We start from the raw sequence: 23,598 nt of genomic DNA, 5'->3' as shown, positions 1-23,598 counted from the left end.
GGCTCACGGCCATGAACGTATTGTTTATCGAAGACGACCGGATGAACCGGCGCGTGGTGAACGATATGCTTGAAGTGGCTGGCGCGTCGATGACCGGCGCCGAGAGCGCCGAAGAGGGGCTCGCGATCCTCGATCGAACCGATTTCGATATATTGCTGGTGGATCTGAGGATGCCGGGGATGGATGGCATCTCCGCAATCCGCGCAATCCGCGCGCGCACCGATGCCAAGGCGGGTGTGCCGGTGATCGTGGTTACTGCCGATACCGCGCCCGATCTGCGTGAACGCTGTCTCGCCGCAGGAGCGGATGACGTGATCTTCAAGCCGGTCGCAATGGATATTCTGTTCGAGGCGATGGGCCGCGTGCTCGCGGCAGGCGATGACGGGATGATCGCATAGCCTTTATCAGCGACGCGCCCGCCCGATCGTTTCGCAGCCTTTATTCCGGTGAGGAATTTTGCGTTATCCGATCGCCGCGCTTATTCTTGGCGGCGTCTCTTGCGAGAGAAACCGTCCGATGAAATTTGCAGCGCCTGTCACCTTGTCTCTACTGCTCACCGCCTGTTCCGGCGGCGCGGATCGCTCGGCGGCAACCGAGGCGACCAACCTGCAAGTTGTTTACAACGGTCCCGATATCGCCGCCGCCGTCGCGAAGCTGCCGGACGGTCAATTGCGCGGCGTGCTGTTCCGCGCGGTGCGCGACGCCGGGTTGCCGTGCCAGGATGTGACTCAAATCCAGCGCTTTCCTGACGAGCGCGGTGTCAAAAACTGGCGCGTTGAATGTGACGGCCGCAGCCAGCAGCTTGTCGAAATCAGGAAGGATGGCAATGCCAACGTGCTGTCCAGGCCGCAACGCTGACGCGCGCCTTGTCAGCATGATGCATCGCGGATAGATCGCGCCTTCGTCTGATACGCGGACGATCCCGCTGGCGTGCGACCCTGTATTGTTGACTTCTATTCCCGGCACCGCATGACCATGACCTCGACCGATACTCTTGCACCGCTGACCGGCACCGCATCCGCAACCGGCGGCGATGAACTGCGCGCGCTGATGCGGCTCGCCGGGCCATTGGTGGGCGCAAACCTGTTGCAGATGGCCGTCGCTGCCGTTGACGTGATCTTCGTGGCGCGATTGGGGACGGTGGAGCTTGCGGCGGCGACGCTCGGCGTCTTCCTGTTCAACGTGCTGATGTACGGAACGATTGGTCTGACGACCGCAGCGTCGCCCCTGATCGCGGCGGAACTTGGCCGACGCCAGCATGCGGTGCGCGAGGTGCGGCGCACTTTTCGCATGGCGTTGTGGGTCGGCATGGCGAGTGCGGTGGTGGTGGCGATCATCCTTGCGAACGGCGCGGCGCTATTGCGTCTTGCCGATCAGGATCCTGATGTGGCCCGGCGGTCCGGGCATTTCCTTGATATCATGCTGATCGGCATCTTCCCCGGCATCGCTTCGGCGGTGATGCGTGGCACCGCCGCAGCGCTCGGGCGGCCCGGCTGGGCGTTTGCAGTGACCGGTATGGGGTTGCTGCTCAGCATCGCCGCGAACTGGTGCCTGGTGTTTGGCAACCTCGGGTTTCCGCGTCTTGGGCTTGAGGGCTCGGCGCTTGCAAGCGTCATCAGCCTGACGGCGATGGCGATCGCCTATTGGCTAATCCTTCATTTCGATCGCCGTCTGCGCCGCTATCGACTGTTCGGACGCTGGTGGCGGACCGAGTGGTCGCGCTTCCGGGAGATCGTGAAGCTGGGCGCCCCCATCTCGCTCACGTGGATGGCGGAGGGCGCGCTGTTCGGTGGTGCGTCCTTGTTGATGGGCGTGCTTGGCGTGAGGGAAGTGGCGGCTCATGCCGTCGCCCTCAACATCGCCTCTATCACGTTTCAGGTGCCGCTTGGCGTGGCGCAGGCAGCGACCATTCGTGTCGGCATGGCCTATGGCGCACGTGATCCGGCGTGGATTGCGCGGGCGGGGAGGGTGGCGCTTGCCGTCGGCATCGCGTCGATGGTGGTGAGCGCGATCGCAATGTGGGCCGTGCCGCGTCTGCTCGTAAGCGGCTATCTCGACATCAATGACCCGGCGAACGCGATCGTGGTGCGGCTGGCGATCAGTTATCTGGCGGTGGCGGCGGTATTCCAGATAGTCGACGGGGCGCAGGTGGTGGCGGCAGCGATATTGCGCGGCCTGCAGGACACGCGCGTGCCGATGCTCGTGGCCTTGTTCGGATACTGGATCGTCGGCTTCGGTACTGCGATCGCGCTGGGGTTCCGAACGCCACTTGCCGGTGTCGGCATATGGATGGGGCTTGCTGCCGGATTGCTCGTCGTATCGATCCTGCTCCTGTGGCGCTGGAACGCACGCGAGCGGATCGGCCTGACCGGCTCCTGACGCGCGACCAAAAAATTCGGCCCCTCGCCATTGACGGTGCGCGGCGTCCCCCACATATGCCGGCTGCTGGCACTCGCATTCGCTGAGTGCCAAGAAATTGTCACATTGCCTTTAGAGAGGGTATAGCAATGAACTTTCGTCCGTTGCACGACCGTGTTCTCGTTCGCCGCGTTGAAGCGGAAGAGAAGACGGCCGGCGGGATCATCATTCCCGACACCGCCAAGGAAAAGCCGCAGGAAGGCGAAGTGGTCGCCGCCGGTGCGGGCGCCAAGGGCGAGGACGGCAAGGTTACGCCGCTCGACGTGAAGGCCGGCGATCGCATCCTGTTCGGAAAGTGGTCCGGCACCGAAGTCAAGGTGAACGGCGAAGACCTGCTCATCATGAAGGAAAGCGATATCCTCGGCATCGTCGAGGCCTGAGCTTTTCGGCCGTAATTTTCTCAACAATCGTCATTTGAAAGGGTAGCCACCATGGCAGCCAAGGACGTAAAATTCAGCCGCGACGCGCGTGAGCGCATCCTGCGCGGCGTGGACATTCTCGCCGATGCGGTGAAGGTCACGCTCGGGCCGAAGGGCCGCAACGTCGTGATCGACAAGTCGTTCGGCGCACCGCGCATCACCAAGGACGGCGTTTCCGTCGCCAAGGAAATCGAGCTTAAGGACAAGTTCGAGAATATGGGCGCGCAGATGGTCCGCGAGGTCGCCTCGAAGACCAACGACGTCGCCGGCGATGGCACCACCACCGCCACCGTACTGGCCCAGGCGATCGTTCGCGAGGGCATGAAGTCGGTCGCGGCCGGCATGAACCCGATGGACCTGAAGCGCGGCGTGGATCTCGCCGTCGGCAAGGTAGTCGAGGATATCAAGGCGCGCTCCAAGGCCGTTTCGGGCTCGAACGAGATCGCGCAGGTCGGCATCATCTCGGCTAACGGCGACAAGGAAGTGGGCCAGAAGATCGCCGAGGCGATGGAGAAGGTCGGCAAGGAAGGCGTCATCACGGTCGAAGAGGCCAAGGGTCTCGAATTCGAGCTGGACGTCGTCGAAGGTATGCAGTTCGACCGCGGCTATCTCTCGCCGTATTTCATCACGAATCCGGAAAAGATGTCGGTCGAACTCGCCGATCCTTACATCCTGATCCACGAGAAGAAGCTGTCGAACCTGCAGTCGATGCTTCCGGTGCTCGAGGCGGTCGTGCAGACGGGTCGCCCGCTGCTCATCATCGCCGAGGACATCGAGGGTGAGGCGCTCGCCACGCTGGTGGTCAACAAGCTGCGTGGCGGCCTGAAGGTGGCCGCCGTCAAGGCACCGGGCTTCGGCGATCGTCGCAAGGCGATGCTCGAGGATATCGCGATCCTCACCAAGGGCGAGGTCATCAGCGAGGATCTGGGCATCAAGCTCGAGACCGTCACGCTGGGCATGCTCGGCACCGCCAAGCGCGTGACGATCGACAAGGACAACACCACCATCGTCGATGGCGCCGGTGAAGAGTCCGCGATCAAGGGCCGCGTTGAGGCGATCCGCCAGCAGATCGACGTCACCACCAGCGACTATGATCGCGAGAAGCTCCAGGAGCGTCTGGCGAAGCTCGCTGGCGGCGTCGCCGTCATCAAGGTCGGCGGTGCGACCGAGGTTGAGGTCAAGGAGCGGAAGGATCGTGTCGACGACGCGCTTCACGCGACCCGCGCGGCGGTTGAAGAGGGCATCGTCCCGGGCGGCGGCACTGCGCTGCTGTACGCGACGAAGGCGCTCGACGGCCTGAAGGGCGAGAACGACGACCAGACCCGCGGCATCGATATCGTCCGCAAGTCGCTGACGTCGCTGGTTCGCCAGATCGCGGCCAACGCCGGCCAGGACGGCGCAGTCGTCTCGGGCAAGCTGCTCGATCAGTCGGACACGTCGTTCGGTTTCAACGCTGCAACCGACACCTATGAGAACCTGGTGCAGGCCGGCGTGATCGACCCGACCAAGGTGGTGCGTACCGCGCTGCAGAATGCGGCATCGGTTGCGGGCCTCCTCATCACCACCGAGGCGGCTGTTTCCGAATTGCCGGAAGACAAGCCCGCGATGCCGGCAATGCCGGGCGGCGGCATGGGCGGCATGGACTTCTGATTTTCAGCCGGGGCAGTGAATGCTGCCCCGGACGGAAAATCGGAACGGGCGGGCCGGGCGGCATAGCCGACCCGGTCTGGCCTGAGGCTGGCGGCCCTGCCGTCTCCAGTTCCGCATCAGGATTGGGCCGGGAGCTTGGCGTTCCCGGCCTTTTCTTTATCCGGCCACCCTCCTATCTGCCGCCGTCATGGCTGCCCCAATTCTCGCATACGAAGACCTTGGCCTTGTTCAGGGCGCCGGCTGGCTGTTTCGCCACCTCGATCTCTATATCCAGCCTCGCGACCGCCTTGCGCTGATCGGTCGCAATGGCGCGGGCAAGACCACGTTGCTGAAGCTGATCGCGGGGCGCATCGACGCGGATGAGGGCCGTCGCACGATTGTGCCCGGCACAAAGGCGATCTTGCTGGAACAGGAGCCTGATCTCACCGGCTTTGCGACGCTGGCGGATTATGTGCTGTCCGCCCCCGACGCCCCCGAGCATTACGAAGCGGAGGCGATCGCGGACCAGCTTGGCATCGACCTTACCCGTCAGTGCGGCACCGCCAGCGGCGGTGAGCGTCGTCGTGCCGCGATCGTCCGCGCGCTCGCACAGTCACCGGACGTGCTGCTGCTCGACGAGCCGACCAATCACCTCGATATCGCGGCGATCGAGTGGCTGGAGGATTGGCTCCAGCGTTTCAACGGCGCGTTCGTCGTCATCAGCCATGATCGCACGTTCCTGACGCGCCTGACGAAGCAGACGTTGTGGCTTGATCGCGGTACGCTGCGCCGCGCCGAAATTGGCTTCGGCGGGTTCGAGGCGTGGACCGATCAGGTCGCGGCGGAGGAGCAGCGCGCCGCCGAAAAGCTCGATGCCAAGCTGAAACTGGAGGAACACTGGCTCCAGCGCGGCGTCACCGGGCGCCGCCGCCGCAATCAGGGCCGCCTCACCAAGCTTAAGGATATGCGCGCCGAGCGTGCCGCTATGATGGGGACGCAGGGCACCGCAGCGCTCGCCATGGCCAATGATGACGCGCGATCGAAGGTGGTGATCGACGCGAAGCAGGTTTCCAAATCGTTCGGTGACCGCGCGATTATCCGAGACTTGACCTTCCGCGTCACGCGCGGCGACCGGATTGGCCTCGTCGGCCGCAACGGCGCGGGAAAATCTACCCTCCTCAAACTGCTTACCGGCGAGTTGGAGCCGGACAGCGGCAGCGTGAAGCTGGCCAAGACGCTGCAGGCGATCATCATCGATCAGCAGCGCAGCATGATGGCGCCGGAAAAGCGGGTGCGCGACGTGCTGGCAGACGGGGGGGACTGGATCGAGGTGCTGGGCGTGAAAAAGCACGTCCACGGCTACCTCAAGGAGTTCCTGTTCGATCCCTCGATCGCGGACGCTCGTATCGCGTCGCTCTCGGGCGGCGAGCGGTCGCGCGTCTTGCTGGCGCGGGAATTCGCACGGCCGTCAAACCTGCTGGTGCTCGACGAGCCCACCAACGATCTGGATCTCGAAACGCTCGATCTGCTTCAGGAAGTGATCGCGGACTATGATGGCACGGTGCTGATCGTCAGCCACGATCGCGACTTCCTGGATCGTACCGTGACCGTAACGCTTGGACTGGATGGCAGCGGCGCGGTGGATATCGTCGCCGGCGGATACGAGGATTGGGAGCGCCAGCGCAAACGTCGGCCAGAGACGAAAAAGCCTGCGCCCAAGGCCGATGTTGCGCCGCCACCGCCACGGCCGACGCGCGCCAAGCTCAGCTATAAGGATCAGCGCGATTTCGATCAGTTGCCCGCGCGGATCGATGCGCTCGATGCGCAGATCGCGCGCGACGAGGCCGCTATGGCGGACCCGGGGCTATATGCGCGCGATCCGGGCGGCTTCGATCGGCTGACCCGCGCGATCGCGGTCGCCCGCGAGGAAAAGGAAGCCGCCGAACTGCGCTGGCTCGAGCTGGCCGAACAGGTCGAAGCGCTGGGCTAGATCGCTTTACCGGCGCGACCCGCCAGATCAGTGACATATTGCCACGCCACCCGGCCAGACCGACTGCCACGCCGGGTGGCCCATTGTATCGCGTCGCTCGCGTCGAACGGAAGCCCGTAGCTTTCGGCGTAGCCGCGCACGATCGCCAGATAATGATCCTGATCCACGACGTGAAAGCCGATGCTCAGCCCGAAGCGATCCGCCAGCGCGAGATGGTCATCGACCGAATCGCGCGGATTGATCGCATTCTCCTGCTCGCGGATGTCGCGCGGCACGAGATGCCGGCGGTTCGAGGTGACGACCAGTCGCGCATTGGCTGGTCGCTCCTCCGCGCCACCCTGTAACAGCGAGCGCAGCGCGCGCGCATCGGCCGCGGCCTCGATTCCGAGATCGTCGAGGAACAGTACGAACGCGCGCGGCACATCCGCGATCGCGGCGAACAGCTCCGGCAAGGTCTCGAGGCGATCGGCCGCAACCTCCACCAGCGCGATTGCGCCGCCCTCGGCCTGAATCGCGGCCACGCTGGATTTGACCAACGCCGACTTGCCGGTGCCGCGCGCGCCCCACATCAGCACGTCCTGCGCGGCATGGCCCGCTGCAAGCCGCGCGAGATTGTCGTGCAGCATCTTCTTCTGCGCATCCACGCCCTGCAACAGTTCGATCGCGAGCGGCGCGAAGGTGCGGGTCGCGGTCAGCGTCCTTTCCCGCCAGACATAGGCAGGATGCGCGAGCGGGTCGGCCGACGTGGGCGGGGGCGGAGCCAGCCGCTCCAGCGCGGCGGCGATGCGGGCGAGCGTGTCTTCCATGACGAGCGGCTAGCGCAGCCGGACGTGCGGCGCAAAGGGTCAGTGCACTGACTGCACCGTTGCAAGATGGCCCTGTATATCGGCGCGTGCAGGCGCGAGCGTCACGGCCTTTCGCAACAGGATACGCGCTGTGGTCACATCGCCGTCCGCATAGGCCGCCCAGCCATAGGCGTCGACCGTCGTCGGGTTGGTCGGCGCGCGTTCATAGGCGCGGCGCCCGTAGCGCCGCGCGATCGCGCCATCGCCCGCGCCGGCATGGGCGTAGGCGAGTTGCGACAGAAGCAGCGTATCGCGCGGGCCTACCGTGCGGGCGAGCGTTTCGAGCGTGGCGATCGCCTCGTTCCATTGGCCCGCGCCAAGCTGGAGGTTTGCGAGGATGCGGCGCGCGGCGATGTCTTCGGGATTCTGGGCGCGATACAGCGCGACAGCGCGTGCGCCCTGCAGGGCGTTGCCGGATTGGGCCGCCGCCTCGGTCAGCCGCAGAAATCCGGGCTGGTCGAAGCGCAGGTCCGCCGCGCGCGCATAGGCCGCCAATGCCGGTGCATGACGACCGGCAATCGCCAGCGTGTCGCCAAGCAGCAACTGAGCGGCCGGCGCGCCTGGCGAGGCAGTTGCCAGCGCTTGCGCGCGGGAAAGGGCGCCGGTCCGGTCGCCTCCCTCAAGCATGGCTCGAACGAGCGGAACGATCGCGGTCGGATCACCCGGTGCGTCGGCAGCCTGGCCAGCGAGTACCTCGACGCTCGCGTCGCTGGCGAAAGGGGCGGGGGTGCCGAGGCTGGGGGTGGCGGCGCGATCCAGGAACCGGGCCGCCCAGTCGCGCTCGCCGCTCGCCTCGAACGCGCGGCCGACAAGCGCGAGCGTGTAGCTGTCCGCATCCTCGCGCAGCGCGGCGGGGCGAAGCACATCCAGCGCTCCGGGCAGGTCGCCCGACCGGATCAGCGCCGCGCCGAGCAGCCGTCGCGCGGCAAGGTTCATCGGCTGCCTTCCGATCAGCTCTCGCCATCGCGCGACGGCCTGTTCATAGTCGCCCGAGGCGTAAGCGATCGCGCCGCTCAGCAGCACCACGCCCGGCACGCCGTCGATCGCACCTTCCGTTTTTGCCAGCAACGCGCGCGCAAGCGCGATCCGACCCGCGCGCGCCGCCAATGCCGCCTGAAGATACAGCGCCTGTGGGCTTCCCGGCCGGGCGATCAGCGCACGGCGGGTGATGGCAAGCGTCTCGCGGTAACGGCCCAATTCACCCAGCGTCGCCGCATATTCGATCAGCGCCGGATGGTAATAAGCGTCACGCGCGAGCGCCGCCTCGAACCACGGCAGTGCAGCATTCAGGCCGTAACGGCTGCGCACGATCTCGCCGCGCAGGGTAAGCGCGATCGGGTCGGTCCGGGAAATTGAAAGCGCGCGTTGCGCGGCGATATCCGCATTTCCGATATCGCCGGCGTCCAGCCGGATACGTGCCAGCGTGATCCAGGCCGACGCATCATCGGGATGGGCGGCGAGCAACGCGGTAAGCGCGGCGGTCGCGCCGGTCACATCGCCGCTGGCGGCCAGCGCGCGGGCATGGATGCGGATCACGGCAGGACCGGCATCCTCGCCCGCGGTGGCGCGCAACGCGCGGTCTGTATCGCCCTGCCGCAGCCACGCCTCGGCGAGGAGCGGCCGGATGATTTCCTTCGCAACTCCAGCACGGTACGCACGGTTGAGCGCGCCCTCCGCCCGATCCGCGTCGCCTAGCGAGAGGTTTGCCCGGGCAAGCAGCATGAGCGCGTCCGGTCGTCGCGGCGAAACAGCAACGATCGCCTCCGCATGATGGCGCGCCGCGCTGTAATTGCCTGCCGCGAACGCGGCTCTGGCCGCCTTCGTTTCGGCGACCGGATCCGGCGCTGCGGCGTGCCGCGCGATCGCGATGATGCTGAGGACGATGACGACGCTGCCGGTGCAGATCGCCGCCAGCCGGATCCACAGTGCCCGCCGCCGTGCTCGCGGCGTCCGCCGTCGGCGTCGGCGCAACAACGGATAGGTCGCCGGCCCCTCAATCATGCAGATCGTAGCTCTTGAGCAGATCGTAAAGCGTCGGGCGGCTGATGCCGAGCAGGCGCGCGGTGCCCGAGATGTTGCCATCAGCGCGCGCCAGCGCACGACGGATCGCCATCCGGTCGGCTGTTTCGCGCGCGCTGCGCAGATTGATCGGGGCGTCATCCGGCCCGGCGAGATCGAGGTCGGCTGCGGTGACGAGCTTGCCATCGGCCATGATGACGGCGCGCTTCACGCGATTTTCCAGCTCGCGGACGTTGCCCGGCCAGCCCCAGCCGTCGATCGCGCCGCGCGCATCCGGGGCCAGCCCCGTCACTGCGGGGTTCATCGTCTTGGCATATTTGGTGACATAATGGCGAGCGAGCAGCGCGGCATCTCCAGGCCGTTCCGCCAAAGAGGGGATGCGGATCACGATTTCCGCCAACCGGTAATACAGGTCGTCCCGGAAGCTGGCGTCAGCCACCATCGCGTCGATGTCGCGATGGGTCGCGCAGACGATCCGCGTGTCGACCGCGATCGGGCGGCGGCCGCCGATCCGCTCGATCGTCCGCTCCTGAAGAAAGCGCAGCAGCTTCACCTGAAGCGGCAGCGGCACATCCCCGATTTCGTCGAGGAACAGCGTGCCGCCGTGCGCCTGCTCGATCTTGCCCTCGGTCGTCTTGACCGCGCCGGTGAACGCGCCTTTCTCGTGCCCGAACAGTTCGCTTTCGAGCAACGTTTCGGGGATCGCGGCGCAGTTGATCGCGACGAAGGCGCCTCCGCGACGCGGTGATGCGTCATGCAGCCCGCGGGCCAGCAACTCCTTCCCGGTGCCGCTTGCGCCAAGTAGCATCACCGAAACGTCGGCAGGGGCGACGCGCTCGATCGTGCGGATCACCTTGAGCATCTCTGGCGCGGCTGTGATCAGGCCGGCCATCGTCGCCCCGCGCGCGCTGGCCGCCAGCTGCCGGTTCTCGGCTTCCAGATCGTGAACGTGGAAAGCACGCGCGACGATCAGGCCCAATGTGTCGATGTCGATCGGCTTCTGGTAGAAATCCCACGCGCCATCGCCGATCGCGCGCAACGCGCTATCGCGCGCGCCGTGCCCGGAGGCGACGATCACCTTCGTGTCCGGTTTCAGCGCAAGTATGTCCGCCAGCGTTGCAAACCCCTCGCTCGTGCCGTCGGGATCGGGCGGCAGGCCCAGATCGAGCGTCACGACCGCCGGTTCGTGCAGGCGCAGCGCGTCGATCGCCTCGGCGCGATCGGTCGCAACGACTATCTCATATCCGTCATAGGCCCAGCGCAATTGTCGCTGGAGACCGATATCGTCCTCTATAATCAACAGTTTCGGACGATCGCTCATGCGGCCTGCTCCAATTCTCCCACCGCGCGCAACGTGACGCGGAAGCATGTGCCTTCACCGGGGCGGCTCTCCACCGAAACATTGCCGCCCATCGCCTCCGCAAGTTGCCGCGCTTCAAACGCGCCCAGCCCGAAGCCGCCTTCCTTGCTCGACACGAACGGCTTGAACAGGCGATCGCGAATGAACGCCGGCGACATGCCGCAGCCCCGATCGATCACCTCCACACTGACCCCGCTACCATCCGTGGCGGCCAGAATGTTGAGCGCCACCGGCGTGGTCGCGGCGCTCGCCTCGATCGCATTCTGGACGAGGTGACCCAGCAACGTTTCCAGCCCGGCCGGATCGGCGATCGCCGTCGCGCTGGCCAAGCCCGTCACCGCGATCGGGTGCTGGGCTCGGCGGGCGGCGGCGATCCGTTCCGCAAGTGCGCGAAGCGCGACCGGTCGCAGCGCTTCGCCGCGTCCGCCGTGATGTTGCGAAAGGCGGGCGAGCAACGTGTTCATCCGCTGTGACGAGTCGCGCAGCGTTTCCACCATGTCGGCGCGGAACGCGGGATTGTCCGCGTGGCGCTCCGCGTTGCGCGCCAGCAGCGTCAACTGGCTGACGAGATTTTTCAGATCGTGCATGATGAAGGCGAAGCGGCGATTGAATTCGTCGAAGCGCTGGGCGTCGGCCAAAGCGTCGTGCGCGCGATCCTCGGCGAGATAGCTCGCGACCTGTCGTCCGGCTACGCCGAGCAGATCGAAATCCTCCCAGTCCAGCGCGCGATCGAGCGGGGGACGCGCGAGCACCAGCGCGCCGGTCAAATGCTCGAAGTGAAGCAGCGGCACGATCGCCCATGCCTCAGGCCGCTCGATCAGCCACGTGGGGGTCGCCGCGCGGTCGCCTGCGATCGCGGTGTCACCGCGCACCGCGTCGAGCTCGATGATACGGCGTGTCTTGGCCAGATAGGCGTGCAGCGCCGCGTTGCTGTCGGTCGGATCATTGTCTTCGGCGGGCCAGTTCCAGTCTGCGCCGCGTTCAAGCGCCCCGTCACGAGCGACCAGCAGCAGTCCGCCCGGCGAATCGGTGACATCGGCCACCGCCTTCACGACGCGCACCGCCAGCGGCGCGGCGCTCTCGCCGGGAGTGCCAAGTGTATCGTTGAAGCGCAGCCACTCCGCGCGATAGTCGTAGCGATGCGAGAAGAGGTGCTTGGCGACCAGCACCTTGGCGGTCGCCCTTAACCAGGGCGTCGAAACGATCGTGAGCACGGCGGCCGCGGTGCCGAAGACGAAAACCGTCTGCACCATCCGCGCGCGGTCTCCACCCAATTCGGCGAGCAGGCCTGCGGTCAGCCCGGTGATTGCCAGATACGCGCCGAGCAGCAGCGCCGAGAGGGTCGCGAAAGCAAGTCTGCGGGAAACCTGCAGCGTCCATTCGCCGTCCCGATGGATCGCCATCCCGAAGAGCGGCGCAATCCCGACCAGACCAACCCCGCGAATCGCGCCGAGATCCCGCGCCCAGCCGGGATTCGTCATGCTGGTGATGTGGGTCAGCAGGTCGAGCGAGAACATGATCGCAAGCGCGAGTGCGACGATGCGCACGCCGCCCCGCGTGGCCGCGGCCTGGATGCGATAGACCAGCAGCAGCGTCGCCAGCGTGCCCAGCATGCGCATCGCCAGGCGGGTAGGGGCGATCACCGCTGCCGCCTGTGACAGTTCGCTCGCGGCCTCCGCCACCCCAAGCCCGGTCGCGAGCACCGTCAGCAGGGCGCATGCGACGTACAGGACAGCGCGCCAGCGTTGATTATCAGCCACGGTATGCCGCCGCGCGAGGATATACATGAAGGCGAGCCACGTCAGATTTCGCGCGCCATCCGCGATCCGCGTAGCCACGTCGCCAGATCCGATACCAGCCACCGAAAGCGCCCACAGCGCCGTTGCGCCCAGCGCCAGCACGAATGTCGCGCGCGGCAACGTGGCGCTGCCACGCCTGATTTGTGTCAGCGCGAGCGCGCCAAACAGCAGTGCCGCCAGCGCATGTGTCCAAAGCGTTACCGAAGGCGGCATGTCAGCGCGCGCCAGCGGGCCAGAGCACCACCCGCAATGTCTGCAGCAGGATCAACAGATCGAGGAAGGGCGAATAGTTCTTCGCGTAATAGAGGTCATATTCCAGCTTCTGGCGCGCATCGTCGACGGAGGCGCCATAAGGGTAGTTGATCTGTGCCCAGCCGGTGATCCCGGGTTTCACCATGTGGCGTTCGGCGTAATACGGCAGCTCGATTTCCAGATCGGCGACGAATTGGGGGCGTTCCGGGCGCGGGCCGACGAAACTCATCTCGCCTTTCAGCACGCTCCAGCATTGCGGCAATTCGTCGATCCGCACCTTGCGGATGATGCGACCGACGCGGGTGACGCGCGGATCGTGTTCCGCGGCCCATATCGCGGTGCCGGCGATTTCGGCGTCCTGCCGCATCGAGCGCAGCTTGGGGATGTAGAAGGGCTCGTTGTACAGCCCCACGCGTTGCTGGCGGTAGAAAGCCGGGCCCTTGCTCTCCAGCTTGATCGCCACCGCCGTGACGAGGATCAGCGGCAGCGCGAGCACGAGCAGGAGCAGGCTTGCAATGATATCGAATGCGCGCTTGAAGATTGTGGTCAGTATCAGGCCCGAGGAAAAGCCGTCGGAAAAGATCAGGGCGGACGGGTTCACGGTCTGCAGGTCGATCCGTCCGGTCTCGCGCTCGATGAACGCGGAGAAATCGTTGACCTGCACGCCGGTCGTCTTGATACGCAGCAGATCCTTGAGCGGCAGCGAATTTCGACGCTCCTCGATCGCGAGCACCACCTCGGCCGCCTTCAGCTTCACCACGTGATCGGCGAGGTTGTGGATCGCGGCGCGCGGGATCGCCTGCGGCACCAGCGTCTCCGGCTCTCCCATCGCGACATAGCCGACGATGACGAATGTCGATCCTGCCATTCTCTCAAGCCGCTCGAGGCGCGCCGCGCGCCCGCCCGATCCAAGCACGACGATACGGCGCTTGAACCGCTCGCTGCCCAGCGCCCCGCCGAACAACAGTCGCACGAGAACCAGACCAGGGGTCGCGAAGAGCATCGCGTAAAAAAGATTCGAGCGCCACAGGCTGACGGACGGCAGGGTGAAGAACAGGACCGACAGGAACAGGACGCCAAGCGACACCGCGACCATCAGCCGCATAGCCGCCTGCCGAATCGAAACAAGAACGTCGGATTGATAGGCGCCGACCGCCACCATCGCGATCATCAACGGCCCGGCAAAGCTTATCAACTGCGGCAGGCGGGGCCAGACCGGGCCGGTGTCGATGCCGATCTGCCACGCCCGCAGTTTCCAGCCGGATTCCGCGGCGGCCAGCAGCAGCAGAATGTCGAGCACCCCAAGCAGCAGCACCGCGTTCGGCACGTAATGCTTGAAAACCCTTATCATTCCGTCGCCATCCGATCGCGCGCGTGTAAGCTTCTCCGACACCTGATCGCAGGAAATGGCAAAGAAAGGCTGAAGGCAGCGAATAATCGCGGCGACGGATCGAACCATTGCCGTGCGCATTTGTCCTTGCGATGAAGAACCACAGACTTTGGAGTGCTGCATGACCCTTGCCTCGCCGATCGTTCCCGTCATCCTGTCCGGTGGATCGGGGACCCGGCTGTGGCCGATGTCGCGACCCGAAATGCCAAAGCAGATGCTCGCGCTGACCGCGGAGGAGACGATGCTTCAGCTCACCGTGTCGCGGATTCGGGCCGAGCGGTTCGCTGCGCCGGTCGTGGTGGCGAGCGCTGCCCATGCGGATCTGGTGGAAGCGCAGCTTGATGCCATGGGGCTGCCCGCCCAGGCGCTGATCCTGGAGCCCGCGGGACGCAATACCGCCCCCGCGATCGCGCTGGCGGCGCTGGCGGTGGAGGACAGGACGGCGCCGTTGCTCGTCATGCCGTCCGATCATGTCATCGCCGATGTGGCGGCATTCCACGAAGCGATCGCGCGCGCGATGCCGTTGGTGGATGAGGGGTGGCTGATAACGTTCGGCATCACGCCGGACGGGCCGGAAACCGGTTACGGCTATATCCAGGAGGGCGAGGCGATCGTGCCGGGTGTCCACCGGGTCGATCGCTTCGTTGAAAAGCCGCCGCTGGAAGCTGCGCAGAAGATGATCGCGAGCGGCGACCACGTATGGAACGGCGGCATCTTCCTGTTTCGCGCCGATGCCTATCTCGATGCGCTGGGCAATTTCGAGCCCGCGATGGTGGAAGCGACCACGCGCGCCATGGGCCTGGCGACGCGAGATGGCACGCGGATAACCCCGGACGCGGCGGCGTTTGCCAGCGCTCGCAGCCAATCGATCGATTATGCGGTGATGGAGCGTGCCGAGCGCGTTGCGGTGGTGCCCGTCGCGATGGGGTGGAGCGACGTGGGAAGCTGGGATGCGCTTCACGCGATCAGCGACCGGGATGGTGAGGGCAATGTCCTTAATGGCGAAGTGATCGCGCTCGATACGACGAACTGCCTGGTGCGCAGTGATCGCGCACGCGTCGCGATGGTCGGCGTGAGCGATCTCATCGTCGTGGCGAGCGGGGATGACATCCTCATTCTGCCGCGTGGCCGCGGGCAGGACGTCAAGCGGTTGCTGGAGGCGATGAAAGAGTGATCGCGTCGGGCCGGGCGGCCGCTGGTCATGTTCACGGGCTGTTCAATCCTTGCCGGCTATCCCGCTTGCCGAGATGAGGATCGGGACAGGTTCCATATTGCTGCTGCTCGTCGCCGGACCCGCGCTCGCGGGGCAGCCGGATCAGGGGCGCGAGGCGAGCGCGGCCTGGCAGGCGACGCGGCAGGGCAGGATTCTGCCGCTCAAGGAGATCGAGCGTCGCATCGTGCCGACGATGAAGGGGGCGCAATATATCGGCTTCGATCTCGAACTGCCGAGCGGCGTTTACACGCTGAAATTCCTGCGCGACGGCACCGTGATCTGGATCGATGTCGATGGCCGGACCGGGCAGGTGATCGGGCGTACCGGCCGCTGATTCAGCAAAGCGACAGGTGAATTCCCTCACGGCCGGTTCGGTGTTAACGCCATAGGCGTAACCCAGGGAGACAATATGCGCGTCCTGATCGTCGAAGACGAGCCGAACCTCGGCCAGCAACTCAAGAATACGCTGGAAGGCGCCGGCTATGCGATCGACCTCGCCACCGACGGGGAGGAGGGGCACTTCCTTGGCTCGACCGAAAATTATGACGCGATCGTTCTCGATCTCGGCCTGCCCGAGATCGACGGGCTGACCGTGCTCGATCGATGGCGCAAGGAGGGCAAGACGATGCCCGTGCTCGTGCTCACCGCGCGGGATAGCTGGTCGGACAAGGTCGCCGGGCTTGATGCGGGCGCCGATGATTATGTGGCCAAACCGTTCCAGACCGAGGAATTGATCGCGCGGCTCCGCGCGCTGATCCGCCGCGCCTCGGGCAATGCGTCGTCCGAGCTCACCGCCGGCGACGTCCGCCTCGACACCCGCTCCGGGAAGGTCACCCGCGCCGGCGAGCCGGTCAAGCTGACGGCGCAGGAATACAAGCTGTTGAGCTACCTGCTGCATCACAAGGGCAAGGTTGTCAGCCGCACCGAGCTGATCGAGCATATTTACGATCAGGATTTCGATCGCGATTCGAATACGATCGAGGTGTTCGTCACCCGCATCCGCAAGAAGCTCGGCCAAGATGTCATCACCACGATCCGTGGGCTGGGTTATAGTCTGGAAGAACCGGCGGCCTGACCGGCGCCGGCCGATGACCGGTCAGATGCCGGATTCCCTACGCCCGATTCGCAGTTCAGGATCGCTGACCCGGCGAATGATCCTGATCGCGGCGGCGTGGATATTGCTGCTGCTCGCCGGTGGCGGCTTTGCGCTCGATCGCGTGCTGGTGAACGCTGTCACGCGCAATTTCGACGATCAGCTCGAATATGTGCTGCAATCCTTGCTCGTTTCGGCCGAAATCGGGCCGGACGGCGAGGTGATGTTCAATCGCGAGCCGGCGGACCAGCGGTTTCTGGAGCCATATTCCGGCCTCTACTGGCAGGTTTCGGCGCGCGGGCGGGAGCCGTTTCCGTCGCGATCGCTGTGGGATCGTCAGCTTAGATATGGCGCGGATCACAACGATCGCAGCGTGCACACCTACGACAGTGCCCAGTTTCGCGATGAGAAGCTGCGCGTCGTCGAACGCGATGTCACGCTGCCGCGCTCGCCGGTACGCTGGCGCTTTCAGGTGGCGCAGAGTCGCGCGGGGCTGGACGCGCAGATCGATGTTCTGCGCCGCACGCTCGTGCGCAGCTTCCTGCTGCTCGGGCTGGGGCTGATCGTGCTGGCGGCGATACAGACCTTCTACGGGCTCCTTCCGTTGCGCAAATTGCGGCTGGAGATCGCGCGGATGCGCGGCGGCCGGATCAATCGCATTTCCGGCAAGCTGCCCGTGGAGATTGCGCCGCTGGTGCATGAACTCAACGCGCTCGTCGCGCATAACGAGGTGCAGGCGGAGGAGGCGCGGCGCCATGCCGGCAATCTTGCCCATGCGCTGAAAACGCCGCTCACCGTCATCATGAACGCGGCCACCGCCGATGCGGATGACCTTGCCGAAACCGTCGTGCGCGAGGCGCGGACGATGCGGCGCCAGGTCGACCATCATCTCGCGCGCGCGCGCGCTGTCGGCCGTCGCGGCTCGGCGCATAGTCGGGCGCAAGTCTGGCCGTCGATCGAATCCGTCGAGCGCGCGGTGCAGCGCCTTTATCCCCACGTCCGCATCGACATGGATGGCGACAAGACGCTCATTGCGCATATCGAGCGGCAGGATCTCGACGAAATCACGGGCAATCTGGTGGAGAATGCCGCAAAATACGGTGGCGGCAGCGTGTTCGTGACCGTCTCCGCGCAATCCGGGTTCGTCGAGATGATGGTCGAAGACGACGGTGCGGGCATTCCCGAGGAGGAGCGTATCCGCACCTTCGATCGCGGCGTGCGGCTGGACACGGGCAAGCCCGGCACCGGGCTGGGCCTCGCGATCGTCCGCGATGTCGTCGAGATATATGAAGGCACCGTCACGCTTGAAGAGAGCGAGGATCTCGGTGGTCTGCTCGTCCGTGTGCGCTTGCCGATGGCGCAGGGCGCGGGATAGCTATTAAGCTTTATGCCCGGCCGTTAAGTATTCGGTAGCCATCATCGGTTACCGATAAGCTTATGGGACGCGAGAGACTATCGGCCGCATTGAGCGCCGCCGTTCTATACTTCGTTCTGGCCAGCGGCACCGTTTGGCTATCCAGCGATCTTCACGAAGTTCCACCGATCTGGCCGGCCAACGCGGTCCTGCTCGCGATGCTGCTTCAGCCGAAACGCGTCGCGTGGAGCGACATGCTGCTCATTTCGGTTGTCGGCAATTTTCTGGCGAACCTTGTCGTGAGCGGCGCGCATGTCGTCCCGATCATCTGGGGCCTGATCGACGCGACCGAGGTAATGATCGCTGCCTATGCATTACGCCGGGCGATCGGGGCGGACGAGGTGCTGGGCGCTCCCGAGAACGTCGGTCGCTTTCTCCTCTGGGCCGGAATCATCGCGCCGATCGTCGGCGGGCTTGGCGGCGCGACGGTCACCTGGCTTTGGTACGATCGGGAATTCGTCTCGGCGTTTCGGCTGTCGTTCTTCAGCGATGCGCTGGGCATGCTCGTTTTCACGCCCTTCTTCACCTCGCTGTTGGGGGGCGAATATTGGCGCGCGCTTCGCAATCGCTCGAAGCGCGAATATTTCGAATGCATCGCGATCGTGCTGCTCGTGTCGGCAACGGCGGTGCTGGTGTTCATCGTCGCGCGCCGGCCGATAGCCTTCATCCTGTTCGCGCCGCTGATGCTCGCCGCCTTCCGGCTCGGGCGGCTCGGCACGCAGTTTGCCCTGCTGATCGTCGCGGTTGCCGGTTCGATCGGGGTTTATCGTCCGCAGACCACCTTCGCGATCTACGGCGAGCAGCCCGAATTGCGGCTGCATCTCGTGCAATTCTTCCTGGCCATGGTTCTGCTGACCTGCCTGCCGGTGGCGGCGAGCCTTTCGGCGCGAGCGCGCCTGTTGCGCCAATTGGCGGACAGCGAACGCAGGCTGCGCGCTCGCGAGGCCGATCTGATCCGGCTCGCCGGAACCGATCCGCTTACCGGCCTGATGCATCGCGGAGCGCTGAACGAGCGCATCGAGGCGGTGCATTACGAGGAGCGGATCGCCGTCGCCGTGCTGGATCTCGATCGCTTCAAGGATATCAACGACCGCTTCGGGCACGATGTGGGCGATCGCGCCCTGGTTCACTTTGCGCGCGTTATCGCGAACGGCGTTCGGCAGGGGGATGTCGTGGCGCGCATCGGTGGCGACGAGTTCATGATCTTCTTCCCCGCAACCGATCAGGGCATAGCTGCGTCGGTATGTGATCGGCTTGCGATGGTCCTGCGCGATCAGCCGTTGCCGATCGACAACGATGCATCGCTATTTCTCGCGATGAGCTGCGGCGTTGCCGAACGGCGCGATGATGAGACGGTGGAGGCGCTTATCAAACGGGCGGATCAGGCGCTCTATGCGGCGAAGGAAGCGGGCCGCTCGCGCGTGTTGCGCGCCGCCTGAACGCGGGTGCCGTCAGGCCGGCTCCAGCGCCTGCATCGCCTCCGCCGCGATCGCCAGCGAACGTTTGCGCGCATCGTGGTCGTAGATCATGCTGGTGAGCATCACCTCATTCACATCGGTGCGCCTGACGAATGCGTCTATCCCGCGCGCGACTTCATCGCGTGTGCCGATCGCGGTGCATTGCAGCACATGATCGAGAATCGCGGCATGTTGCGGCGGCAGGCTGCTGCGGTATCCGGCGACAGGCGGGGGCAATTGGCGCGGGTTGCCAGTGCGCAGCGCTACGAACGCCTGTTGCTGCGAACTGGCGAGAAATTCCGCTTCCTCATGGGTATCCGCGGCGAAAACGTTGAATCCTGCCATCGCATGCGGCTTGGCCAGCTGAGCGGAAGGCCTGAACTGGCTGCGATAGGCATCCAGCGCCTGATCGAGCGCATCCGGCGCGAAATGCGAGGCAAAGGCATAGGGCAAGCCGAGGATCGCGGCCAGCTGCGCGCCGAACAGGCTTGAGCCGAGAATCCACAGCTCCGGTTTAGCGCCCGCGCCGGGCGTCGCCGAGATGCCGGTGCGTCCGTCGTCGGCAAGATAGCTCTGCAATTCGACGACATCATTCGGGAAGGCGTTCGGATCGGTATCCAGCGTCCGCCGCAGCGCGCGCGCGACACGCTGGTCAGATCCCGGCGCCCGGCCGAGGCCCAGATCGATGCGGCCGGGAAACAGCGCGTCCAGCGTCCCGAATTGCTCCGCGATCTGCAGCGGCGCGTGATTGGGCAGCATGATGCCGCCTGCGCCGACGCGTATCGTCGATGTCGCCTGCGCGACATGCGCGATCACCACGGCGGTGGCGGCGGAGGCGATGCCGGCCATCCCGTGATGCTCGGCCACCCAGTAACGGTTGTAGCCATGGCGCTCGGCGTGGCGCGCGAGATCGGCGGCATTGGCAAGCGACTGGGCGACAGTGCCGCCCTGTACCACGGGAACGAGATCGAGCAGGGAATATCCAGTCATGCTGTCAGATGTGGCGTGATGGGTTGCGATCCGCAACCTCCCATGATGATCGCGCGCGGCGTTGTCCTTGCGATCTTACCGGCCTAAGGCCGCCGCGATGCCGCCCACGCTTGCTTCGATCCGAAACTGGATCTTCGATCTGGACAACACGCTCTATCCTGCGAGCGCCGATCTGTTCGCGCTGATCGACGTGAAGATGGCGGCCTATGTGTCCGATCTTCTCGGCGTCGATCTCCCCGAAGCGCGACGGATTCAGAAGGCTTATTTTCTCGGGCACGGCACCACGCTCGCTGGCCTGATGGCGGAGCATGAGATCGATCCTCACCATTATCTCGATTTCGTCCACGATATCGAGATGGACGTGCTGGAGAAGAATCTGCCGCTGGCGGCCGCGATCGCCAAGCTGCCGGGCCGCAAGATCGTGTTCACCAACGGCGACGGCCCCTATGCGCGGCGCGTCCTCGACCGGCTCGGGCTGGGCGCCTCCTTCGAGGCGGTGCACGATATCCACGCGATGGACCTGATGCCCAAGCCGGCGCCATCGGCCTATGCCGGGCTGTGCGCGGCGTTCGGGATAGACCCGCGCGAGTCGCTGTTCGTCGATGACATGGCGCGCAATCTGGCGCCGGCGAAGGCCATCGGCATGACGACCGTGTGGGTGGACAACGGCTCCGAGCAGGCGGCGGACAGCGACCGCAGCTTCATCGATCACGTCACCCACGATCTCACCCATTGGTTGCACGATATATTGGAGCGGGCATGAGCATTACCGAGCTTGAACAGACGATCGACGCCGCATGGGAAAATCGCGCGGAGATCGGCCTGGCCACCGTCGGCGAGGTGCGGGCAGCGGTCGATCGCGCGCTGGTGCTGCTTGATTCCGGTGCGGCGCGCGTCGCCGAGCCGGACGGCGAGGGAGGCTGGCGCGTCAACCAGTGGCTGAAGAAGGCGGTGCTGCTGTCGTTCCGGCTCAACGACAATGCGCTGATCGACAACGGGCCCGGGGCCGGCCACTGGTTTGACAAGGTGCCGTCGAAATTCTCCGGCTGGAGCGAAAGCGAGTTCCGCGAGGCCGGCTTCCGCGCCGTGCCCGGCAGCATCGTCCGGCGCGGCGCGTTCGTCGCCAGGGGCGCGATCCTGATGCCCAGCTTCGTCAACATCGGCGCGCATGTGGGCGAGGGGACGATGATCGATGCCTGGGCGACGGTCGGCAGCTGTGCGCAGATTGGCAGCAACGTCCATCTCTCCGGCGGCGCGGGCATCGGTGGTGTGCTCGAACCGCTGCAGGCGGACCCGGTCATCATCGGCGATGGCGCCTTCATCGGCGCGCGCGCCGAGGTGGCGGAAGGCGTGCGCGTGGGCGAGGGCGCGGTGCTCTCGATGGGCGTCTATCTCGGCGCCTCGACCAAGATCATCGATCGTGCCACCGGTGAGGTCTTCCGCGGGCACGTGCCGCCCTATTCGGTCGTGGTGCCAGGTTCGACCGGCGGCAACCTAGGCCTCTATTGTGCGGTTATCGTCAAGCGGGTCGATGCGCAGACGCGGTCCAAGACGAGCATCAACGAGCTTCTGCGCGATTGAAGAGCGGGGCGGGTGGTTGCGCGGATCGGCGCGCCGCCCCATTATAATCCCCGGAAAAGAATGGAGTAAGCACCGTGTACCACCGGATGAACAACGCCGACCGCTTCGTCTCATCCGCTTGCACGGTGCTTCATGACTTCGTTTCTGACGCTCGATTCAATTGCCGCCGCCACCCCTGATCGCCACCGGCTTTTCGACAATCTGACGCTTTCCCTCGGCGCCGAGCGCGTCGGGCTGGTAGGTCGCAACGGCGCGGGCAAGTCGACGTTGCTTGCGATCATCGCCGGCGCGACCGACCCCGCGGCCGGCACGATCGTGCGCGCGGGCACGATCGGCACGCTCGCGCAGGCATGTTCACCCGACGAAACCGTTGCAGATGCGCTGGGCGTCGCCGCGCCGCTTGCGCTGCTGGCGCGCGTACTGGCCGGTGAGGGGAGGGCGGACGATTTCGCGGCCGCCGACTGGGAACTTCACGCGCGTGTCGCGCAAGCCACTGCTGCGGTCGGGCTGCCGGATATCGCGCTCGATCGCCCGGTTGCGTCTCTGAGCGGCGGTGAGCGCGCCTGCGTCGGGATCGCGCGACTCAGGATTGCGGCCCCCGACGTTCTGCTGCTCGACGAGCCGACCAATAATATGGATATGGCGGGCCGCGCCGCGGTGAACGATCTTGTCACCGGCTGGCGCGGCGGGATGATCGTGGCGAGCCATGATCGCGCGCTGCTGGAAAAGATGGATCGCATCGTCGAGCTTACGCCGATCGGCATCCGCATCGTCGGCGGTGGCTGGAGCGAGTTCGCGGCCGCGCGCGATGCCGACCGCCAGCGCGCGGCGAGCGAGCTCGAACGTGGCGAGGCGCGGCTGCGTGCGGCCCGGCGCGAGGCGCAAGCGCGGCATGAGGCGCAGGAACGGCGCGACAAGGCCGGGCGCGCCTTCGCCGCGCGAAAATCGGAACCACGGATCCTGCTGGGCGCGATGGAGCGGCGGGCGGAAAACAGTGCCGCGCGCGGTCGGCGCATTGGCGAACGGCTGGTATCGGATGCGGGTGCCCGGGCGGATGAGGCACGAGCGCAGGTTGAGGTGTTGACGCCGCTGACGATTGCGCTCCCGCCCACCGGCCTGGCTGCCAACGCCGCGGTGCTCTCGATCGAGCGGGCGAGCGTGGCTTTTGGCGGCCGTGTCTTCGGCCCGTGGTCCCTGTCGATGCGGGGGCCGGAACGCGTTGCGATCATGGGGGCGAACGGCGCTGGCAAGACGACATTTCTGAAGCTTGCGAGCGGGGCGATCGCGCCTGATGGCGGCATTGTACGGTGCACCGAGCGCGCGGTGATGCTCGATCAGCACGTGAGGTTGCTCGGCGACGGGGATACCGTCCTGGGCAATCTCCAGCGGCTCAATCCGGCGCTCGAAGAACGAGAGGCGCGGGCGGTGTGCGCGCGCTTCGCTTTTCGCAATCGCGGCGCGCTCAAGCCTGCGGGGGCGCTATCGGGGGGAGAGCGGCTGCGTGCGGGGTTGGCCTGCGCATTGGCGGGTGAGCGGCCGCCCTGGCTCCTGTTGCTCGACGAGCCGACCAATCATCTCGATCTGGATTCGATCGAGGTTCTTGAGCGTGCGCTGCTCGATTTCGACGGCGCGCTGCTGGTCGTCAGCCACGATCGGGCGTTTCTCGAGGCGATCGGGATCGAGCGCCGGATCTGGATCGACCAAACATCATCTCGACATTGATCCACGC

The 23,598-nt window shown here is 65.6% G+C and carries 20 protein-coding genes; 14 read left to right on the top strand and 6 right to left on the bottom strand.

The window, feature by feature from the left end:
- The first annotated feature begins 11 nt into the window (after positions 1-11).
- From FFS35_RS02835 to FFS35_RS02810, 6 genes are all read left to right on the top strand, one after another.
- Entirely contained in the window at positions 12-398 is a 387-nt protein-coding gene (locus FFS35_RS02835; protein WP_137785621.1) for a response regulator, read from the top strand.
- 58 nt (positions 399-456) lie between these two features.
- A complete protein-coding gene (locus FFS35_RS02830; protein ID WP_137785620.1) occupies positions 457-858 on the top strand; it encodes a hypothetical protein in 402 nt (133 codons plus the stop codon).
- Between the two features lie 111 nt (positions 859-969).
- Complete coding sequence (locus FFS35_RS02825; RefSeq protein ID WP_349290316.1) at positions 970-2,379, top strand: MATE family efflux transporter; 1,410 nt, start codon at positions 970-972, stop codon at positions 2,377-2,379.
- 128 nt (positions 2,380-2,507) lie between these two features.
- A complete protein-coding gene (gene groES / locus FFS35_RS02820; protein WP_137785619.1) occupies positions 2,508-2,798 on the top strand; it encodes a co-chaperone GroES in 291 nt (96 codons plus the stop codon).
- Between the two features lie 51 nt (positions 2,799-2,849).
- The gene (gene groL / locus FFS35_RS02815) at positions 2,850-4,487 is read left to right on the top strand and encodes a chaperonin GroEL (RefSeq protein ID WP_137785618.1); all 1,638 of its coding nucleotides are present in this window, start codon (positions 2,850-2,852) and stop codon (positions 4,485-4,487) included.
- Positions 4,488-4,674: 187 nt separating this feature from the next.
- Positions 4,675-6,456: an ATP-binding cassette domain-containing protein gene (locus FFS35_RS02810; protein ID WP_137785617.1), complete on the top strand. Its 1,782-nt coding sequence runs from the start codon at positions 4,675-4,677 to the stop codon at positions 6,454-6,456.
- Here FFS35_RS02810 and FFS35_RS02805 read toward each other — a convergent pair.
- Genes FFS35_RS02805 through FFS35_RS02785 form a run of 5 tightly spaced genes read right to left on the bottom strand, consistent with a single transcriptional unit; the run spans position 6,453 to position 14,082 of the window.
- A complete protein-coding gene (locus FFS35_RS02805; protein ID WP_137785616.1) occupies positions 6,453-7,262 on the bottom strand; it encodes an ATP-binding protein in 810 nt (269 codons plus the stop codon). The genes FFS35_RS02810 and FFS35_RS02805 overlap by 4 nt on opposite strands.
- Before the next feature lie 39 nt (positions 7,263-7,301).
- On the bottom strand, positions 7,302-9,302 hold the full coding sequence (locus FFS35_RS02800) for a tetratricopeptide repeat protein (RefSeq protein WP_137785615.1): 2,001 nt from the start codon (positions 9,300-9,302) through the stop codon (positions 7,302-7,304).
- Positions 9,295-10,641: a PEP-CTERM-box response regulator transcription factor gene (prsR, locus tag FFS35_RS02795; protein ID WP_137785614.1), complete on the bottom strand. Its 1,347-nt coding sequence runs from the start codon at positions 10,639-10,641 to the stop codon at positions 9,295-9,297. The genes FFS35_RS02800 and prsR overlap by 8 nt, the downstream gene beginning before the upstream one ends.
- Positions 10,638-12,692, bottom strand: a complete 2,055-nt coding sequence (gene prsK, locus FFS35_RS02790) for an XrtA/PEP-CTERM system histidine kinase PrsK (RefSeq protein ID WP_137785613.1) — start codon at positions 12,690-12,692, stop codon at positions 10,638-10,640. Before prsK ends, prsR begins: the two co-directional genes overlap by 4 nt.
- Before the next feature lies 1 nt (position 12,693).
- Entirely contained in the window at positions 12,694-14,082 is a 1,389-nt protein-coding gene (locus FFS35_RS02785; protein WP_137785612.1) for a TIGR03013 family XrtA/PEP-CTERM system glycosyltransferase, read from the bottom strand.
- A gap of 160 nt (positions 14,083-14,242) precedes the next feature.
- Between FFS35_RS02785 and FFS35_RS02780 the strand changes: the two genes are divergently transcribed.
- From FFS35_RS02780 to FFS35_RS02760, 5 genes are all read left to right on the top strand, one after another.
- Complete coding sequence (locus FFS35_RS02780; RefSeq protein ID WP_137785611.1) at positions 14,243-15,295, top strand: mannose-1-phosphate guanylyltransferase/mannose-6-phosphate isomerase; 1,053 nt, start codon at positions 14,243-14,245, stop codon at positions 15,293-15,295.
- 73 nt (positions 15,296-15,368) lie between these two features.
- Complete coding sequence (locus tag FFS35_RS02775) at positions 15,369-15,668, top strand: hypothetical protein (protein WP_137785610.1); 300 nt, start codon at positions 15,369-15,371, stop codon at positions 15,666-15,668.
- A 75-nt stretch (positions 15,669-15,743) separates the two neighbouring features.
- Positions 15,744-16,409 carry a response regulator transcription factor gene (locus tag FFS35_RS02770; protein ID WP_137785609.1) on the top strand — a complete coding sequence of 222 codons (666 nt, stop codon included), beginning with the start codon at positions 15,744-15,746 and terminating at the stop codon, positions 16,407-16,409.
- A gap of 13 nt (positions 16,410-16,422) precedes the next feature.
- Entirely contained in the window at positions 16,423-17,802 is a 1,380-nt protein-coding gene (locus FFS35_RS02765) for an ATP-binding protein (RefSeq protein ID WP_137785608.1), read from the top strand.
- Positions 17,803-17,891: 89 nt separating this feature from the next.
- Entirely contained in the window at positions 17,892-19,280 is a 1,389-nt protein-coding gene (locus FFS35_RS02760; protein ID WP_171007483.1) for a sensor domain-containing diguanylate cyclase, read from the top strand.
- 12 nt (positions 19,281-19,292) lie between these two features.
- Here FFS35_RS02760 and FFS35_RS02755 read toward each other — a convergent pair whose 3' ends face one another.
- Positions 19,293-20,288 carry an LLM class flavin-dependent oxidoreductase gene (locus FFS35_RS02755; protein ID WP_137785606.1) on the bottom strand — a complete coding sequence of 332 codons (996 nt, stop codon included), beginning with the start codon at positions 20,286-20,288 and terminating at the stop codon, positions 19,293-19,295.
- Positions 20,289-20,385: 97 nt separating this feature from the next.
- On the opposite strand from FFS35_RS02755, the gene FFS35_RS02750 reads away from it, so the two are divergent.
- From FFS35_RS02750 to FFS35_RS02740, 3 genes are all read left to right on the top strand, one after another.
- Positions 20,386-21,051, top strand: a complete 666-nt coding sequence (locus tag FFS35_RS02750; protein ID WP_137785605.1) for a pyrimidine 5'-nucleotidase — start codon at positions 20,386-20,388, stop codon at positions 21,049-21,051.
- Complete coding sequence (gene dapD / locus FFS35_RS02745; RefSeq protein ID WP_137785604.1) at positions 21,048-21,869, top strand: 2,3,4,5-tetrahydropyridine-2,6-dicarboxylate N-succinyltransferase; 822 nt, start codon at positions 21,048-21,050, stop codon at positions 21,867-21,869. The genes FFS35_RS02750 and dapD overlap by 4 nt, the downstream gene beginning before the upstream one ends.
- Positions 21,870-22,001: 132 nt before the next feature.
- Positions 22,002-23,591 carry an ABC-F family ATP-binding cassette domain-containing protein gene (locus FFS35_RS02740; protein ID WP_137785603.1) on the top strand — a complete coding sequence of 530 codons (1,590 nt, stop codon included), beginning with the start codon at positions 22,002-22,004 and terminating at the stop codon, positions 23,589-23,591.
- Positions 23,592-23,598: the final 7 nt, after the last annotated feature.

The sequence above is a fragment of the Sphingomonas sp. 3P27F8 genome, from assembly GCF_005502745.1.
In the GTDB taxonomy this organism is placed as follows: Bacteria; Pseudomonadota; Alphaproteobacteria; order Sphingomonadales; family Sphingomonadaceae; genus Sphingomonas.
The sequence above is the reverse complement of the archived record's forward strand: the minus strand, read 5'-3'. Positions and strand labels throughout refer to the sequence as shown.